Consider the following 15,745-nt stretch of genomic DNA (forward strand, 5'->3'; position numbering starts at 1 on the left):
GTGCTGGTGGTGGACGACAGCCGGTTGCAGCGGCGCATCCTGATGTCCTCGCTGGCGCTGTGGGGCTACGATCTGCGCGAGGCCGACAGCGGCGAGGCGGCGCTGGCGATCTGCCGCGACTGGCCCCCCGATCTGGTGATCAGCGACTGGATGATGCCCGGCATGGACGGCCTGGAATTCTGCAAGCAGTTCCGCGCCTTGCCGCGCGAGACCTACGGCTATTTCCTGCTGCTGACCTCGAAGAACGAGAAGGTCCACGCGGCCCAGGGCCTGGATGCCGGGGCCGACGATTTCCTGACCAAGCCGGTGAACAAGGCCGAGCTGCGGGCGCGGCTGAACGCGGGCGAGCGGATCCTGACGATGCAGGACGAACTGACGGCGAAGAACCGCATCATCCGCCAGACCCTCAGCCGCTTGCAGGCCGCCCATGACGTGATCGACAGCGACCTGATCGAGGCGCGCAAGTTGCAGCAAAGTCTGGTGCGTGACCGCCACCGCGCCTTTGGGCCGCTGGAAATCTCGCTGCTGCTGCGCCCGGCGGGACGGGTGGGGGGCGACCTGGTGGGATTTTACCCGATCGACGCGGCGACCTTCGGCTGTTTCGCCATTGACGTCTCGGGCCATGGCATCAGCTCGGCCCTGATGACGGCGCGGCTGGCGGGCTATCTGTCCTCGGCGGTGCCGGAACAGAACGTGGCGATCCGCGCGCTGCCCGATGGCGGCTATGCCCCGCGCGACCCGGCCCAGGTGGTGGCGCATCTGAACGACCTGGTGCTGGGCGAGATGACGACCGAGCATTACTTCACCATGGTTCTGGCCCATGTCGAAATGGCCACGGGCCGGGTGCGGCTGGTGCAGGCGGGCCATCCGCATCCCTTGTTGCAGCGCGCCGATGGCCGGATCGCCGAGGTTGGCCTGCCCGGCGTCCCCGTGGGCCTGCTGCCCGAGGTCAGTTTCGAGGAAACCGTGCTGGACCTGCGCCCGGGCGACCGGCTGCTGATCCAGTCCGACGGGATCACCGAATGCCCCGACCCCTCGGGGCGGTTGCTGGACAGCGACGGGTTGATCCCCATGCTGCGCGAGTTGCGCGGCGCCTCGGGCACCGCCTTTCTGGAAGGGCTGCTGTGGCGGCTGGGGGACTACGCCGGGGAAGAGGAGATGCCCGACGATATTTCCGCCGTGCTGCTGGACTATCCCGTCGCGCCGCCCCGGTAGGGGGCGCGCGGCGGGCAGGATGGGCCGGGATTACAGGATCTGGCGCAGCAGCGCGGCGTCGCCTTCGCTGCCCAGCAGGTCGACCGCCAGATCGGGGGCCATCCACAGGGCGGTGTGGTCGGGCTCGATCGGGTCGGATTTCGCCAGCACCGGGCGGGCCAGGTAGATATGGCACAGCTTCTCGGCGAAGATGTCGTAATCGGGCATCCAGACGAACCGGCGATAGGTCCCCAGACGGCGCGGCGCCGCGATGGTCCAGCCGGTTTCCTCCCAGACCTCGCGATGCAGGGCCTGCACCGGGCTTTCGCCGGGGTCGATGCCGCCGCCGGGCAGCTGCACCTCGGGCTCGGGCCGCGCCTGGAAGGTCAGCAGCAGTTTTCCGTCCCGTGGCAGGATGGCATAGGCCCCGGGCCGCAGGGTGTATTGCGTGTCGGACAGGGGAGGCTTGCCATAGCGACGCATATCTTCTCCTTGAAGCAGGCTTGCTTGCCCCTTACGTGGCACCGGGTTATGCCAAGAGCAAGCGGATAGGACCCCACATATGACCCTCAGCAGCAAGATCGCCTGGGACGACACCGTTTTGCCGTTCCAACTGGACAATGCCGACATTCGCGGCCGCGTCGCGCGGCTGGATGGGGTGTTGGACGGTATCCTGAAGCAGCACGATTACCCGCCCGCCGTCGAGGCGCTGGTGGCCGAGATGGCCCTGCTGACCGCGCTGATCGGCCAGACGATCAAGCTGCGCTGGAAGCTGTCCCTGCAGGTGCAGACCAAGGGCGGCGCGGTGCGGATGATCGCCACCGATTACTACGGCCCCTCGGCCGAGGGCGAACCGGCGCGCATCCGCGCCTATGCCTCTTACGACAAGGACAAGGTGACCGGCGATGACCCCTGGGCCCAGCTGGGCGACGAGGGCTATTTCGCGATCCTGATCGACCAGGGGCAGGGGATGCAGCCCTATCAGGGGATCTCTCCCCTGACCGGCCGCTCGCTGCGCGCCTGTGCCGAGGCCTATTTCGCCCAGTCCGAGCAGATCGCGACCCGGTTCAACCTGTCCTACGGCCTGTCGCGCGAGGCAGGCGGGGTCGAGCATTGGCGCGCCGGCGGCGTGATGTTGCAGATGATGCCCGAGGCGGGGATGCATGTCACCGAAGGCACCGGCGAAAAGGGCCTGCTGACCGCCAATGACCTGGTCGAGGGCAGCGAAGAGAAGCAAGAGAACTGGAACCGGGTGAACCTGCATCTGGATACGGTGGATCAGCTGGAACTGATCGGCCCCTCGGTGGCGCCGACCGACCTTCTGGTGCGCCTGTTCCACGAGGAAGGGCCGCGCGTCTTCGACGCCCAGCCGGTGAAGTTCGGCTGTTCCTGCTCGGAAGACAAGGTGCGCCAGTCGCTGTCGATCTATTCGTCGAAGGACATCGAGAAGATGACCACCGACGAAGGCACGGTGACCGCCGATTGCCAGTTCTGCGGCGCCCATTACGTGCTGGATCCGGCCACCGTCGGGTTCGAGGCCGAAGGGAAGGATGCCCTTGGCAACCCCGTGGCAAAGGACTGATCCGCGCGATCCCTATGACCTGCTCTCCGTGGCGCTGACCCGCGCCACGGAGCCCTCTTCCGATTTCGATCTGAACGATGACGCGCATCTGCTGGCGGGGGTAAAGACGCGGCCCGCAGGCGTGCTTTGCGCCATCCAGGATCTGCGGGGTGTGCCCCATGTGATCCTGACCAAACGCTCGTCCCGGCTGAAACATCACCCCGGCCAGATCGCCTTTCCCGGTGGCAAGCAGGATCCGGGCGATGCCGATCCGATCGCCGCCGCCCTGCGCGAGGCGGACGAAGAGATCGGCCTGCCGCCCGGCGCGGTCGAGGTGCTGGGCACCCTGCCGACGCATCGCACCGTCACCGCCTTTCAGGTGACCCCGGTGATCGCCCGGGTCACCGCCCCCTTCGCCGAGCGGGCCGAACCCGGCGAGGTCGAAGAGATCTTTCGTGTGCCCCTGGCCCATGTGCTGGACCGGCGGAACTATTCCATCCAGTCGCGGCGCTGGCAGAACTCCATGCGGCACTATTTCACCGTGCCCTGGGGGCCCTATTACATCTGGGGCGCCACGGCGCGGATGCTGCGGGTGCTGGCCGAGGCGGTCGAGGCTGGCGAGGCCGGGCCATGACCGAGGACGCCCCCCGGATCACTGGCGCCTGGCTAACGGCGCCTGCCACCCGGGCGGTCTGTGACGCGCTGACCGGGGCGGGGCATCAGGCCTGGTTCGTCGGCGGCTGCGTGCGCGACGCGCTGCTGTCCGTGCCCGTGGGCGACATCGACATTTCCACCGACGCCCGGCCCGAGACGACCCTGGCCCTGGCGAAGGCGGCGGGGCTGAAGGCCCTGCCCACGGGGCTGGATCACGGCACCATCACGGTGATCTCGGGCGGTATCCCCCATGAGGTGACCACCTGGCGCCGCGACGTGGAAACCGATGGCCGCCACGCCGTGGTGGCCTTTGCCGACACGATGGCAGAGGACGCGCATCGGCGCGATTTCACCATGAACGCCCTTTATGCCGACCCCGAGGGCCGCGTGGCCGATCCGCTGGGCCAGGGGCTGGCCGATCTGGCCGCGCGGCACCTGCGGTTCATCGACGATCCAGATCAGCGCATCCGCGAGGATTACCTGCGCATCCTGCGCTATTTCCGCTTTCACGCCCGCTTTGGCGACCCCGAGGCCGGGATGGACCCCGAGGCCCTGGCCGCCATCGCCGCCAATGCGGATGGCATCGACAGCCTGTCGCGCGAACGCATAGGCGCCGAGCTGCTGAAGCTGCTGTCGGTGCCCGACCCGATGCGCGCCCTGGCGGCGATGGAGCAGACCGGCGTGCTGCGCCATGTCCTGCCGGGTGCCGGCCTTCGTGCCCTTGGCCCGCTGGTGCATCTGGCGGGGCAGGGGGGTCTGGCCCCCGATCCGGTGCTGCGCCTGGCGGCCCTTGGCGGCGAAGACCCCGGCGCCGCCCTGCGCCTGCCCAAGAAGGACGCCGCCCGCATCGCCCGCCTGCGCGACGAGGCCGCAGGCCCCCGCGCGCCCGCCGAGCTGGGCTGGCGCCATGGCGCGGCCGAGGCGCAGGCCATGCTGATCCTGCGCGCCGCCCTGCTGGAAATGCCCTTGCCCCCCGAGGCGATGGCCCGGGCCGCCTTCGGCGCCGCCCAGACCTTCCCGCTGACCGCCCGCGACCTGCAACCGCGCTTTCAGGGGGCCGAGCTGGGCGCCGCCCTGCGCCGGGCCGAGGCGGCCTGGATCGCCTCGGATTTCACCCTGGGGGCTGGCGCATTGCTGGCCGCGCTCTAGCTTCTGCCCGGACGCCCGCGCCGGTCGGGGGCGGCGCTTGTATCCCCGGGCGCGCGCGGGGATAAGGGGGCGAAAGGGGCCCGTCATGCTCAATCTCAAGACCCTCTCCGAGAAACTGATCGACCCTTACCGCCCCGCAGAGGGGGCACCGCCGGAAACCCTGCTGGCCTTCATGGGCTGGTGCCTGAAGGGCGCCTGGCCGGGGCTGATCCTGGGCGCGCTGCTGGCGGCCCTGTCGGGGGCGGCGGATGCGAGCACCGCCTGGATCCTGGGCGCCGTGGTCGACGGGGCGCAGGCCATGGGGCGCGAGGATTTCTTCTCGGTGCAGAACCTGTCGCTTCTGCTGGGGGCGCTTGGATTCTTCCTGATCGCGCGGCCGCTGTTCATGGGCCTGTCCACCGCCGCGACCTCGATGATCCTGCAACCCAACCTCTTCTCGCTGGTGCTAAGCCGCGTGCACCGTTGGACCATGGGCCAGTCGGTGGTCTATTTCGACAACGATTTCGCCGGGCGCATCAGCCAGAAACAGATGCAGACCTCGCGCGCCATGACCGATGTGGCCTTCGAGATGATCAACGTGGTGGCCTTTGCCCTGGCCACCCTGGGTGGCTCGGTCGCCCTGCTGCTGTCCATCGACGGCTGGCTGGGGGTGATCTTTCTGGTCTGGCTGGCGGGCTATTTCGCCCTGATCCGCGCCTTCATGCCGCGCATCCGCCAACGTTCGGCCAAGCGGGCGGCGGCGCGGGCCATGGTCTCGGGGGTGGTGGTCGACACGATCACCAATATCAAGACGGTCAAGCTGTTCGCCCATACCGAACATGAGGACCGCGCCGCCCTGGGCGCGCTGGAAAGCTTTCGCCAGACCTCGCTGGCCTTCGGGCGCATTTCCACCGCCTTCCGGGCGCTGCTGACCATCATCGGCGGGCTGCTGCCGGTGCTTCTGGTGGGCGGCACCCTGCTGTTCTGGTCGCGGGGCACGGCCAGCGTGGGCGACATCGTGGCGGCGGGCGCCGTGGCGGTGCGGGTGGCGCAGATGACCGGCTGGGTCAGTTTTGCCCTGATGGGGATCTATGCCTCGGTGGGCGAGGTCGAGGACGGGATGCGCACCCTGGGCCGCCCGGTGCGCCTGCACGACAAACCCGGCGCCACCGATCTGGTGGTGCCTGCGGGCGAGATCCGGTTCGACCATGTGGGTTTTGCCTATGGCCAGGAAAAGGGCGGGGTGACAGACCTCGACCTGACCATCCGCCCGGGCGAGAAACTGGGCATCGTCGGCGCCTCGGGGGCGGGGAAATCGACGCTGGTCTCGCTGCTGCTGCGCCTTTACGACGCCGAGAAGGGGCGCATCCTGATTGACGGGCAGGACATCGCGGGGGTGACCCAGGACAGCCTGCGCCGCCAGATCGCGCTGGTCACCCAGGACACCTCGATGTTCAACCGCTCGGCGCGGGAAAACATCCTGTACGGGCGCCCCGACGCCAGCGAGGCCGAGCTGCTGGAGGCCACGGACAAGGCCGAGGCGCATGAATTCATCGAGGATCTGATCGACCTGGAGGGGCGCACCGGCTACGACGCCCGGCTGGGCGAGCGCGGGGTGAAACTGTCGGGCGGGCAGCGGCAGCGCATCGCCCTGGCCCGGGCCATCCTGAAGGACGCCCCGATCCTGGTGCTGGACGAGGCGACATCGGCGCTGGACAGCGAGGTCGAGGCGCAGATCCAGGAGGCGCTGGAGAACGTGATGGAGGGCAAGACGGTGCTGGCCATCGCGCACCGGCTGTCGACCATTTCCCACATGGACCGGATCGTGGTGCTGCATGACGGCCAGATCGCCGAACTGGGCAGCCACCGCGACCTGCTGGCGCGCGAAGGCCTTTACGCCCGCTACTGGGCGCGGCAATCAGGCGGCTTCCTGGGCACCGACGAGGCCGAGGACGCAGAGGCCGCCGCCGAGTAGGCCCGCCAGGGCCGTGCGAGGCCCCCGAACAGCGCGCCCCGGGTCCAAGGGGGCTAGGCGAAACCCTGCGGCTGCTGTAGGGGCTGCGCCATGCAAGAGTTCCAGATCCAGCGACTGGGCCATCACGGCGACGGGATCGCCGCCGGTCCCACAGGCCCGATTTTCGCCCCCATGACCCTGCCCGGGGAACGGGTGTCCGGCACCCTTTCGGGCGACCGGCTGGAGGGGGTGAAGATCCTCGATCCCGCCCCCGAGAGGGTCGCCGCGCCCTGCCGCCATTTCCGCTCTTGCGGGGGCTGCGCGGTGCAGCACGCGGGCGAGGATTACGTGGCCGCCTGGAAACGCGGCATCGTGGAAACCGCGTTGACCGCCCAGGGGATCGAGGCGGAGATCTCGGGCGTCGACACCTCGCCCGCGCAGTCCCGCCGCCGCGCGTCCCTGTCGGCCCGGCGCACGAAATCGGGGGCCATCGCGGGCTTTCACGGGCGCGCCTCGGGCGCCATCGTCGAGGTGCCCGACTGCCAGCTGCTGCACCCGGATCTGATGCGCGCCATCCCCGTGGCCCAGGCCCTGGCGGTGGCGGGCGGCGCCCGCAAGGGCGAGTTGTCGGTGCTGGCCACCCTGTCGGAGGCGGGCCTGGATATCTCGGTCACCGGCGGCAAGACCCTGGACGAACCCCTGCGCCTGGCGCTGAGCGCCGAGGCCCAGACCCTGGATCTGGCGCGGCTGTCGTGGGAGGGCGAGTTGATCGTCACCCGCAACCCGCCCTTCCAGCGCTTCGGCCGCGCCCAGGTGGTGCCGCCGCCCGGCGCCTTCCTGCAAGCCACGCTGCACGGGCAAGAGACGCTGCTGGCCCATGTGCTGGAGATCGTGCAGGGCGCCAAGAAGGTGGCCGACCTGTTTGCCGGTTGCGGCACCTTTGCCCTGCCGCTGGCGGAACGGGCCGAGGTGCTGGCGGTCGAGGGCGACCGCGCCATGACCGCCGCCCTGGAAGAGGGCTGGCGCCGGGCCGGGGGGCTGCACGCCCTGCGGGCGATGCAGCGCGATCTGTTCCGCAACCCGCTGGAGGGCGACGATCTGAAGGGGATCCAGGCCGCGGTGATCGACCCGCCGCGGGCGGGCGCCGAGGCGCAAATGCGCGCCCTGGCCGAGGCCCGGATGCCGGTGATCGCCGCCGTCAGCTGCAACCCCGTCACCTTCGCCCGCGACGCCCGCCACCTGCTGGCGGCGGGCTATGCCATGGGGCCGGTGACGGTGGTCGACCAGTTCCGCTGGTCGCCCCATGTGGAACTGGTGGCGGGATTTTCGCTCAACAAGTCGTGATCGCCCCCTTGCCGCTTTTGGCGTCGGGGGCGGGCTGGTAGACTGGGGAAAACCCCGAATACGAGCAGATCAATGAAAAGACGGGCAGTGCTTTCCCTGGTCCTGGCGGCGATCGCCTCGGCCTGTTCCAAGTTCCAGACCTACCGTGGCCCCGAGGTCACGCGCATTCACGTCCTGAAGGGCGAGCGGCGCATGTACCTGATGCATCAGGGCGAGGTGCTGAAGGCCTATGACATCGGCCTGGGCTTCGCGCCGGTCGGTCACAAGCAGTTTCAGGGCGACGGCAAGACCCCCGAGGGCGCCTATATGATCGACCGCCGGAACCCCAATTCCGAGTTCCACCTGTCGATCGGCGTCTCCTATCCCAACGAGGCCGACGTGGCCTTTGCCGAAGAGCAGGGCCGCAGCCCCGGCGGTGACATCTTCATCCATGGCAAGCCGCGCAAGTATCGCGACACGCCGCGCGACTGGACGGCGGGGTGCATCTCGGTTTCGGACAAGGAGATGGAAGAGATCTACGCCATGGTGCAGGACGATACGCCGATCTACATCCACCCGTGATCGGCTCGCCAGACCGGCGCGCGGCACAGACAGACGAAGGGCGGCCCGAGGGCCGCCCTTTTGCGTAACTGGCTGATACTATTTCGGGAACCCGGGCCCTTTACTGGGCCATCGCCAGGTTGGCGGGGGGCTGGGCGCCCATGATCAGGGTCCACCAGATCTTGCCGTTGGTTTCCTGATGCCAGGCAAAGCCCATGTCGGTGGCGCGTTTGGACAGCAGGACGCGGCGGGTGTCGTCCTTGTCCATCCAGGCGGAAATCGTCTCCATCTCGGTTTCGTAGGTTTCCGAGATATTCTCGCCGATCAGGCCGCCGGGATAGCCGACGCGCTGCACCCGGTCGATGGGCGAAGAGCCGTCAGAGCCGAAATGCCAGGGCCGGTTCTGGTTCGACATGTCGCGCGAATGGGTGGCGGCGGCGGCGGTCAGGCGCGGGTCCAGCCGCACCGGCGGCGCGCCTGCGGCGGCGCGCAGCGTGTTCACCGAATCCAGCACCTCGTAGGGGATCTTGTTCCGACCGTTGACCCCGATCCGGTAAAGCTTCGGCAGCGGCTTGCCGTCGGCGGCCAGGGTGGTGGTCTGCGGCACCGAGGTGCTGACGCAGCCGGAAAGGAAAAGAAACGCAGGAAGTAGAAGAAGGATGAAACGCATCGGGGCTCCGCCGAGTTGGGGTTAGCTATGACCGCTTAGCGCGGCGCGGTGACCTTTTCAAACGCACATGCCCGTGAAGGGGTTCAATGACATGCGTTTGAATTGCGACTGCGGCAACTTCGCCATAAGATGCCGCCGCAGGTCCGGCGCCATTTGGCCAGATCGGATACGGAGTTTAGTATGACTTTCCCCAAATTTCCCACGCGGCGCGCCTTCTTTGCCGGCGGTGCGGCTGTGCTTGCCAGCCCGGCCCTGAGCCAGGTCGTCGGCGGCAGCGCACCCGGCGGTGGCGGTTACGCGACCCCGTTCGAGAACTCGACCGAGGTCGAGCGCGACCCGAACGAGACGGCGCGCCGCAATATTTCGTCCTTCCGGTCGCTCGACTGGCGGCCCTATTTCAGCAACACCCGCAAGGGCGCGATCCTGGTCGATATCGACAGCCGCGCGTTGCACTTCTGGTCCGAGGATCAGTCGGTCTATCGCCTGTATCCGACCTCGGTCCCGCTGACCGAGGATCTGACCCGGCGCGGCCGCACCTCGGTGGTGCAGAAGGTCGAGAACCCGACCTGGCGCCCGACGCCCTCGATGCGAGAGCGCAATCCCGAGTGGCCCGACGTGGTCGAGGGCGGCGCACCGGACAACCCTCTGGGGGTGCGGGCGCTTTATCTCAGCTGGACCTACTACCGAATCCACGGCACCCACGACACCCGCAAGATCGGCCGCCGGTCCTCCAACGGCTGCATCGGCCTGTACAACGAACACATCCTCGAGCTGTTCGAACTGTCGCAAGTGGGCACTCAGGTGTTGCTTATTTGACGACATTTCCCTGTGCGGGTTGGACCTTACGCATGTTGCCAATTGCATTTTGCGCCCCGCCCCGCGTATGACGGAATCACGAGGTAAGTCTTGGGTGCCGGTCGATCTATGTCTTTTTGTCGGCAGGCCTTTATCTGGAGGATAAAATGAAAAAACTCGTTCTCGCCGCCGCTCTGGCCGCAGCTGCAACCACCGCTTCCGCTGGCGCATACTCCGAGCCGGTCATCGAAGCACCGGTCGTTGTCGAAGAAACCACCAGCTCGTCCGCCGGCATCATCCTGCCGCTGATCCTGCTGGCCGTGGTTGCTGCCGCTATCGCCGACTAATTCGGCAGGCGCAAAGCAAACAAAGAAGGCGGTGGAGCAATCCACCGCCTTTTTTCATGTCTGCCGTTTGGACCCGTCTGCCAGGCCAGCCGCCTTGGCCCGCCTGTGCGTCGGGCAGGCCGCGGGGGCCCGCCCGGGGCGGCGTCAGTCCAGCCAGCCTTGCAGGTTCTTCTCGATCTCGAAGGCCAGGGCCGCGATGTGCTCTTCGTCGTCGTTCAGGCAGGGCACATAGGCGAACCGCTCACCCCCCGCATGTTCGAAGCTTTCGCGAATCTCTTCGTTGATCTCTTCCAGCGTCTCGATGCAGTCGGCCGAGAAGGCCGGGGCGATGACCGCGATGTTCTTCTTGCCGGCCTCGGCCAGGCGCGCGACCTCTTCCACCGTGTAGGGCTGCAACCACTCTTCGGGGCCGAACTTGGACTGGAAGGTGGTGGTGATCCGGCTGTCCTCCCAGCCCAGCCGTTCCTTCAGCAGGCGCGTCGTCTTCACGCACTGGCAATGATAGGGGTCGCCCTCGGTCAGATAGCGGAACGGCAGGCCGTGGTAGGAACAGACCAGCACGTCGGGCGGCGTGTCCAGCTCGGCGTATTTGCGTTCGACCGAGGCGGCCAGGGCCTCGATATAGGCGGGGCTGTCGAAATAGGGCGGCAGGGTGCGGGTCGCGGGCTGCCATTTCTCGGTCATCAGGGCGCGGAAGAACTGGTCATTCGCGGTGGCCGTGGTGGCGCCCGCGTACTGCGGGTAGAGCGGGCAGAACAGGATCTTGGTGCAGCCCGCCGCGATCATCCGGCGCACCACCGAAGGGGTCGAGGGGTTGCCGTAGCGCATACAGAAATCGACCATCACCCCGTCTTCGCCATAGCGTTCTTCCAGCGCGGCGGTCAGGGCGGCGGTCTGCGCCTTGGTGATCGTCATCAGCGGCGATTCGTCGTCTTCGGTGTTCCAGATCGTGCGATAGGCCTTGCCCGACTTGAACGGGCGGATCGACAGGACGATGCCTTGCAGGATCGGTTGCCACTTCCACTTGGGATAGTCGATGACCCGGGTATCGCTGAGGAATTCCGACAGGTAGCGACGCATCGACCAGTAGTCGGTGGCATCCGGGGTGCCGAGGTTGGCCAAGAGAACGCCCACCTTCTCCCGCGGGATGGCCGGGTGGCTGGCGGGGGCGTGGTCGGGGCGGGTGGCGTCATCCATGGGGGCTCTCCTGGCTCTGTCGTTCCCGGAGATAGAGGGTTCACGCCCCGGGTCAATGCGTCACGTCATATGGCCGCAGGGCCGCGCCGCGCGGTCAGGGTTTCAGCGGGTTTTCCACCGTGCTCAGCGCCTGCGCCAGCGAGGCCCGGGCCGAGCCGGGGCGCAGCGGCTGTTGCTGGCTTTCATGCGGGGCCCAGCCGGTCAGGGTGACCATCTCGAAGGTGGCGGGCACCCGGCCCTCGGCGTCGCCATGGGTTTGCAGGTACAGTTCGACCGCGCGCATCATCACCGCGCGGCGGGTCGGGCGGCGCAGCCGTTCGTTCAGGGCGTTGCCCTCGCCCATGGCGCGCAGGTCCGACAGCAGCTTCAGCGGCGAGGAATAATCGACGCGCACCACGTCGCTGTCGGCCACCGGCAGGGCGAAGCCGGCCCGTTGCAGCAGGGCGCCCATGTCGCGGATCTCGCCCATGGGGGCGATGCGGGGCGACAGCCCGCCGGTCACCTCGATCTCGGCCTGGCCCAGGCAGGCGCGCAGCTCGGTCAGGGTCTGGCCGCCCAGGAACAGCGCCAGCAGCATCCCGTCCGGGCGCAGGGCGCGGCGGCACTGGATCAGCTGGCCCACCGGGTCGTTGGACCAGTGCAGATCGAAGACATGCATCACCAGATCGGCCGAGCCGGGCTCGACCTCCAGCACCTGGGCCGTGGGCAGGATGCGGGGCGTCACCGGGAAGGGCGCCACCAGCTGCCGCCAATGGTCTGGGTAGGGGGTGATCAGCAGGGGATCGGTAAACTCTCTCTTAACCATCTCGACGCGATCCTGAAGGTCCAGCGCCGCGCGGTCATGCAGGAACAGCGCCTCGGCGCGGGCGCGGGCCCGGTTACGGGCCAGGGCGCGGGTATCGGTGAGGATCGGATGGGTCATGCGCGACTAGATAGGGGCTTCGGCGGTGCTGTGCAAATGGCCTTGCGGCTGATCTATCCGCCGCGCTGCCTGGGCTGTGGCGGGCTGGTGGAAAGCGACTTTGGCCTTTGCGGGCCGTGCTGGCGCGATACGCCCTTCATCGGCGGGCTGGCCTGTGATGGCTGCGGCCTGCCGCTGCCCGGCGGGCGCCCGGGCGAGGTGGCGCGCTGCGACAGCTGCCTGGCCGATCCGCCACCCTGGGCCCAGGGCCGTGCGGTGATGCTGTATGATGGGATGGGGCGCAAGCTGGTCCTGGGGCTGAAACATGGCGACCGCCACGACATCGCCGCCCCCGCCGCTGCCTGGCTGGCCGAGGCTGCCGCCGGGATCGTGGCGCACGGTGCCCTTGTTGCGCCGATCCCGCTGCACTGGCGGCGCCGGGTGCGGCGCGGCTACAACCAGTCGGCGCTGCTGTCGCGCGGGTTGGCGCGGCAGCTGGCCGCAAGCGGGATCATGGATTGCCCCGACCTGCTGGAACGGCGCCGCGCCACGCCGTCGCTGGACGGGCGCAGCCGGGCCGAACGGCGGGCGCTGCTGGAGGGCGCGATCACGGTGACGGCGGCGCACCGGGCCGCGCTGCGGGGCCGCCCGGTTCTGCTGGTCGATGATGTTCTGACCTCGGGGGCGACCCTTTCGGCGGCAACCCGGGCCTGCCTGCGCGCCGGGGCGGTCACGGTCGCGGTACTGGCACTGGCGCGGGTCGGCAAAGCACCTTAGGTTGGCCGCCGAACCGGAAAACGGAGGCGCTCCCCATGCAGCCCATCGAGATTTACACCAAGCCGACCTGCGGCTTTTGCCATGCCGCCAAGCGCCTGCTGACCCAAAAGGGCGCCGAATTCACCGAGATCGACATCGCCCTGCACCCCGACCGCCGGGGCGAGATGATCAGCCGTGCCTCTGGCGGGTCCACCGTGCCGCAGATCTTCGTGGGCGAGATCCACGTCGGCGGCTGCGACGACCTGTTCGCGCTGGAACGCGCGGGCAAGCTTGATCCGCTGCTGGCGATGGAGTGAGCGCCGTGGCCGAGCCCGTCAAAGCCGCCCTTCTTCAGATCACCTCGACCGATCAGCCGCAGGACAATCTGGCGATGATCCGCGCCATGGTGGCCGAGGCCGCCGGCAATGGCGCGGGCTTCGTGCTGACGCCCGAGGTGTCGAACTGCCTGTCCAATTCGCGCGCGCACCAGCGCGAGGTGCTGCGGATGCAGGACGAGGATGCGGTGCTGGCGGGCTTGCGCGCCCAGGCGTCAGAACTGGGGATCTGGCTGCTGATCGGCTCGCTAGGCGTCAAGACGGGCGAGGCCGACGGGCGCTTCGCCAACCGGTCCTTCCTGATCGACCCCAAGGGCGGCATCGCCGCCTGGTACGACAAGATCCATATGTTCGACGTGCAGGTCGATGCCCATGAAACCTACCGCGAATCAGACGGTTACCGCCCCGGCGACCGCGCGGTGGTGGCCGCGACGCCCTTTGGTACGGTGGGGATGACCATCTGCTACGACGTGCGGTTCCCCTATCTGCACCGGGCGCTGGCCAAGGCGGGCGCGACGATCCTGACGGCGCCCGCGGCCTTCAGCCCGGTCACCGGCGCCGCCCATTGGGAACCGCTGCAACGGGCCCGTGCCATCGAGACCGGCTGTTACGTGCTGGCGCCCGCGCAGACCGGGCTGCACACCCGCCCGGGCGAGAAGGAACGCCGCACCCATGGCCATTCCCTGGTGGTGGCGCCCTGGGGTGAGGTCCTGCTGGACATGGGCACCGAACCGGGCATCGGCTATGCCGAGATCGACCCCGCCGCCGTCGCCCGCGCGCGCGGGCGCGTTCCCTCGCTGGGCCATGACCGGCCCTTCACCCTCGATTCTTCCGCGCTCTGAGACCCATGGACGGACCCAGAAATTCCCTCGCCATCGCGCTGTTCTCGGAAATCCTGGCGCTGGACCAGATGGTGCGCAACCGTCTGTCCAAGGTGCTGCCCAAGGGGATGGAGCTGTCGCATTTCTCGGTGCTGAACCACCTGGCGCGCACCGGCACGGAACGCAGCCCGGCGCAGCTGGCGCAGACGTTTCACGTGACGCGCGGCGCGATGACCAACACCCTGGGCAAGCTGGAATGGGCGGGCTACGTGCACATTCGCCCCGACTGGGACGACGCGCGGCGCAAGATGGTGGCGATCAGCCCCGCCGGGCGCCAGGCCCGCGACGCCGCCCTGTCGGCGGTGGCGCCGCTGTTCGCCGGGATGCTGGACGAGATACCCGACGAGAAGGTGCGCGCCATGCTGCCCATGCTGCGCGAGCTGCGTGGCAAGCTGGACGACGAGCGTTAACCGCCGCTCCCCGCAGCAACACCGCCGAAGGCCAGCACCTGCACCGCAATGGCGCCCGCGTAGATCACCAGCAGGGCCGAGCTGTCAAAGCCGATGCCCGCAGGGCCGCGCCGTTCGCGCACCACCAGCCCGCCGATCAGTACCGCCGTCATCAGCCCGGCGGTGACCACCCAGAAGTAATCCTGGCTGGTCGCCGCGTGGTAAAGCGAGCCGTCGCGATAGGCCGCATCCGCCAGCGGCAGGAACAGCGTGTCGAAGGTATTGCCGCCGATGATGCCCCCCACGGCCAGTTGCAGCGCGCCGCGCCGCACGGCGGCCAGGGTGGTGACCAGTTCCGGCAGCGAGGTCGCCACGGCGGTCATCAGCGCCCCCACCAGAGAGGCCGACAGCCCGATCCGGTCGCTGAGGGCAGAGCCCGCCTGGCCGATGCCATAGCCCGCCACGCCCATGATCGTCATCAGCAGGGCGAACTCGCCATAGAGGCGCGCGTTGGATTTGCGCGCCGAGGTCGCATCCTCTTCTTCCGGGGCGTCGGTGCGGGTGTGGCGGGTGCGCACGGGGGTCCACATGGGCCGTTCCTGCACCGTCTTCGAGATGAACAGGCCCGCCACGTAGAAGGTCGGGATCAGGAAGGACACCGGGTGGATGGCCAGCCAGGTCACCTCTGGCGTGACCAGGGCGCCGAGGGGCAGAAGCAAAAGGAAGATCAGCAGGATACCCTGGAACACATTGGTCAGCTCGGCGGCGGCATGTTCCAGGTTGGCGCGGCGAAAGGCCATGTCGGCCAGCGCCAGGAAGGCGGTCTGCGCCGCGATACCGCCGATCGAGTTGGAAAAGGCCAGCGAGGCACGCCCCTCCATCGCCGCCGAGACCGAGACCACGGTGCCCGACAGCGAGGTGGCGGCGCCCAGAATCACCCCGCCGACGATGGCCTCGCCCAGACCGGAGCGGTCGGCGATGCGGTCGGCGTAATCGGTCATCCGCACGCCCACCAGGGCGATCACCAGGGCGAAAGCGGCGAAAAGCCCCAGCACCAGGGCGGGGGGCAGATCAGCGAACATCGGCGGCGCGGACCGGG

At 68.5% G+C, this 15,745-nt stretch carries 18 protein-coding genes; 13 read left to right on the top strand and 5 right to left on the bottom strand.

Annotated features, from left to right (window positions below; translation table 11 throughout):
• The gene (locus ACRARE_RS05905) at window positions 1-1,215 is read left to right on the top strand and encodes a PP2C family protein-serine/threonine phosphatase (protein WP_432655483.1); all 1,215 of its coding nucleotides are present in this window, start codon (window positions 1-3) and stop codon (window positions 1,213-1,215) included.
• Between the two features lie 30 nt (window positions 1,216-1,245).
• Here the strand turns inward: ACRARE_RS05905 and ACRARE_RS05910 are convergent, their stop codons facing one another.
• A complete protein-coding gene (locus tag ACRARE_RS05910) occupies window positions 1,246-1,677 on the bottom strand; it encodes an NUDIX hydrolase (protein ID WP_432655484.1) in 432 nt (143 codons plus the stop codon).
• A gap of 79 nt (window positions 1,678-1,756) precedes the next feature.
• Between ACRARE_RS05910 and hslO the strand changes: the two genes are divergently transcribed.
• The 6 genes from hslO (at window position 1,757) to ACRARE_RS05940 (ending at window position 8,396) form a co-directional block, all read left to right on the top strand.
• A complete protein-coding gene (gene hslO / locus ACRARE_RS05915; protein ID WP_432655485.1) occupies window positions 1,757-2,776 on the top strand; it encodes an Hsp33 family molecular chaperone HslO in 1,020 nt (339 codons plus the stop codon).
• Window positions 2,751-3,389: a CoA pyrophosphatase gene (locus tag ACRARE_RS05920; RefSeq protein WP_432655486.1), complete on the top strand. Its 639-nt coding sequence runs from the start codon at window positions 2,751-2,753 to the stop codon at window positions 3,387-3,389. The genes hslO and ACRARE_RS05920 overlap by 26 nt, the downstream gene beginning before the upstream one ends.
• Window positions 3,386-4,558: a CCA tRNA nucleotidyltransferase gene (locus ACRARE_RS05925; RefSeq protein ID WP_432655487.1), complete on the top strand. Its 1,173-nt coding sequence runs from the start codon at window positions 3,386-3,388 to the stop codon at window positions 4,556-4,558. Before ACRARE_RS05920 ends, ACRARE_RS05925 begins: the two co-directional genes overlap by 4 nt.
• 85 nt (window positions 4,559-4,643) lie before the next feature.
• Entirely contained in the window at window positions 4,644-6,512 is a 1,869-nt protein-coding gene (locus tag ACRARE_RS05930; protein WP_432655488.1) for an ABC transporter ATP-binding protein, read from the top strand.
• Window positions 6,513-6,602: 90 nt separating this feature from the next.
• Complete coding sequence (locus tag ACRARE_RS05935) at window positions 6,603-7,835, top strand: class I SAM-dependent RNA methyltransferase (RefSeq protein WP_432655489.1); 1,233 nt, start codon at window positions 6,603-6,605, stop codon at window positions 7,833-7,835.
• A 72-nt stretch (window positions 7,836-7,907) separates the two neighbouring features.
• On the top strand, window positions 7,908-8,396 hold the full coding sequence (locus tag ACRARE_RS05940) for a L,D-transpeptidase family protein (protein WP_432655490.1): 489 nt from the start codon (window positions 7,908-7,910) through the stop codon (window positions 8,394-8,396).
• Between the two features lie 100 nt (window positions 8,397-8,496).
• On the opposite strand, the gene dalA is transcribed toward ACRARE_RS05940, so the two are convergent.
• Window positions 8,497-9,045 carry a divisome-associated lipoprotein DalA gene (gene dalA, locus ACRARE_RS05945; protein WP_432655491.1) on the bottom strand — a complete coding sequence of 183 codons (549 nt, stop codon included), beginning with the start codon at window positions 9,043-9,045 and terminating at the stop codon, window positions 8,497-8,499.
• 180 nt (window positions 9,046-9,225) lie between these two features.
• Here dalA and ACRARE_RS05950 point away from each other — a divergent pair, with 180 nt between their 5' ends.
• Together ACRARE_RS05950 and ACRARE_RS05955 are read left to right on the top strand one after the other, a co-directional pair.
• Entirely contained in the window at window positions 9,226-9,861 is a 636-nt protein-coding gene (locus ACRARE_RS05950; protein ID WP_432655492.1) for a L,D-transpeptidase, read from the top strand.
• Window positions 9,862-10,007: 146 nt separating this feature from the next.
• Window positions 10,008-10,187: a hypothetical protein gene (locus ACRARE_RS05955; protein WP_085889569.1), complete on the top strand. Its 180-nt coding sequence runs from the start codon at window positions 10,008-10,010 to the stop codon at window positions 10,185-10,187.
• Between the two features lie 144 nt (window positions 10,188-10,331).
• Here the strand turns inward: ACRARE_RS05955 and hemH are convergent, their stop codons facing one another.
• Complete coding sequence (gene hemH, locus ACRARE_RS05960) at window positions 10,332-11,384, bottom strand: ferrochelatase (RefSeq protein ID WP_432655493.1); 1,053 nt, start codon at window positions 11,382-11,384, stop codon at window positions 10,332-10,334.
• 94 nt (window positions 11,385-11,478) lie between these two features.
• Complete coding sequence (locus ACRARE_RS05965) at window positions 11,479-12,306, bottom strand: methyltransferase domain-containing protein (protein ID WP_432655494.1); 828 nt, start codon at window positions 12,304-12,306, stop codon at window positions 11,479-11,481.
• Window positions 12,307-12,342: 36 nt separating this feature from the next.
• On the opposite strand from ACRARE_RS05965, the gene ACRARE_RS05970 reads away from it, so the two are divergent.
• The 4 genes from ACRARE_RS05970 to ACRARE_RS05985 are packed head-to-tail and all read left to right on the top strand — an operon-like array spanning window position 12,343 to window position 14,667.
• Window positions 12,343-13,062, top strand: coding sequence for a double zinc ribbon domain-containing protein (locus ACRARE_RS05970; protein WP_432655495.1), 720 nt, complete (start codon window positions 12,343-12,345; stop codon window positions 13,060-13,062).
• Between the two features lie 35 nt (window positions 13,063-13,097).
• The gene (gene grxC, locus ACRARE_RS05975; protein WP_432655496.1) at window positions 13,098-13,358 is read left to right on the top strand and encodes a glutaredoxin 3; all 261 of its coding nucleotides are present in this window, start codon (window positions 13,098-13,100) and stop codon (window positions 13,356-13,358) included.
• Between the two features lie 5 nt (window positions 13,359-13,363).
• Entirely contained in the window at window positions 13,364-14,218 is an 855-nt protein-coding gene (locus ACRARE_RS05980) for a carbon-nitrogen hydrolase family protein (RefSeq protein ID WP_432655497.1), read from the top strand.
• Between the two features lie 5 nt (window positions 14,219-14,223).
• On the top strand, window positions 14,224-14,667 hold the full coding sequence (locus ACRARE_RS05985; protein WP_432655498.1) for a MarR family winged helix-turn-helix transcriptional regulator: 444 nt from the start codon (window positions 14,224-14,226) through the stop codon (window positions 14,665-14,667).
• On the opposite strand, the gene ACRARE_RS05990 is transcribed toward ACRARE_RS05985, so the two are convergent.
• Window positions 14,664-15,728: a sodium:calcium antiporter gene (locus tag ACRARE_RS05990; RefSeq protein WP_432655499.1), complete on the bottom strand. Its 1,065-nt coding sequence runs from the start codon at window positions 15,726-15,728 to the stop codon at window positions 14,664-14,666. The two genes, ACRARE_RS05985 and ACRARE_RS05990, sit on opposite strands and share 4 nt — an antisense overlap.
• Between the last annotated feature and the right edge of the window lie 17 nt (window positions 15,729-15,745).

It is taken from the genome of Pseudooceanicola aquaeponti (assembly GCF_050897975.1).
GTDB lineage: Bacteria > Pseudomonadota > Alphaproteobacteria > Rhodobacterales > Rhodobacteraceae > Pseudooceanicola.

What these genes read in the sequence shown, in the direction of transcription:
- ACRARE_RS05910 (WP_432655484.1), bottom strand. Translation starts at nt 1,677, where the DNA reads ATGCGTCGCTATGGCAAGCCTCCCCTGTCCGACACGCAATACACCCTG.
- hslO (WP_432655485.1), top strand. Translation starts at nt 1,757, where the DNA reads ATGACCCTCAGCAGCAAGATCGCCTGGGACGACACCGTTTTGCCGTTC.
- ACRARE_RS05925 (WP_432655487.1), top strand. Translation starts at nt 3,386, where the DNA reads ATGACCGAGGACGCCCCCCGGATCACTGGCGCCTGGCTAACGGCGCCT.
- ACRARE_RS05930 (WP_432655488.1), top strand. Translation starts at nt 4,644, where the DNA reads ATGCTCAATCTCAAGACCCTCTCCGAGAAACTGATCGACCCTTACCGC.
- ACRARE_RS05935 (WP_432655489.1), top strand. Translation starts at nt 6,603, where the DNA reads ATGCAAGAGTTCCAGATCCAGCGACTGGGCCATCACGGCGACGGGATC.
- ACRARE_RS05940 (WP_432655490.1), top strand. Translation starts at nt 7,908, where the DNA reads ATGAAAAGACGGGCAGTGCTTTCCCTGGTCCTGGCGGCGATCGCCTCG.
- dalA (WP_432655491.1), bottom strand. Translation starts at nt 9,045, where the DNA reads ATGCGTTTCATCCTTCTTCTACTTCCTGCGTTTCTTTTCCTTTCCGGC.
- ACRARE_RS05950 (WP_432655492.1), top strand. Translation starts at nt 9,226, where the DNA reads ATGACTTTCCCCAAATTTCCCACGCGGCGCGCCTTCTTTGCCGGCGGT.
- ACRARE_RS05955 (WP_085889569.1), top strand. Translation starts at nt 10,008, where the DNA reads ATGAAAAAACTCGTTCTCGCCGCCGCTCTGGCCGCAGCTGCAACCACC.
- hemH (WP_432655493.1), bottom strand. Translation starts at nt 11,384, where the DNA reads ATGGATGACGCCACCCGCCCCGACCACGCCCCCGCCAGCCACCCGGCC.
- ACRARE_RS05965 (WP_432655494.1), bottom strand. Translation starts at nt 12,306, where the DNA reads ATGACCCATCCGATCCTCACCGATACCCGCGCCCTGGCCCGTAACCGG.
- ACRARE_RS05970 (WP_432655495.1), top strand. Translation starts at nt 12,343, where the DNA reads ATGGCCTTGCGGCTGATCTATCCGCCGCGCTGCCTGGGCTGTGGCGGG.
- grxC (WP_432655496.1), top strand. Translation starts at nt 13,098, where the DNA reads ATGCAGCCCATCGAGATTTACACCAAGCCGACCTGCGGCTTTTGCCAT.
- ACRARE_RS05985 (WP_432655498.1), top strand. Translation starts at nt 14,224, where the DNA reads ATGGACGGACCCAGAAATTCCCTCGCCATCGCGCTGTTCTCGGAAATC.
- ACRARE_RS05990 (WP_432655499.1), bottom strand. Translation starts at nt 15,728, where the DNA reads ATGTTCGCTGATCTGCCCCCCGCCCTGGTGCTGGGGCTTTTCGCCGCT.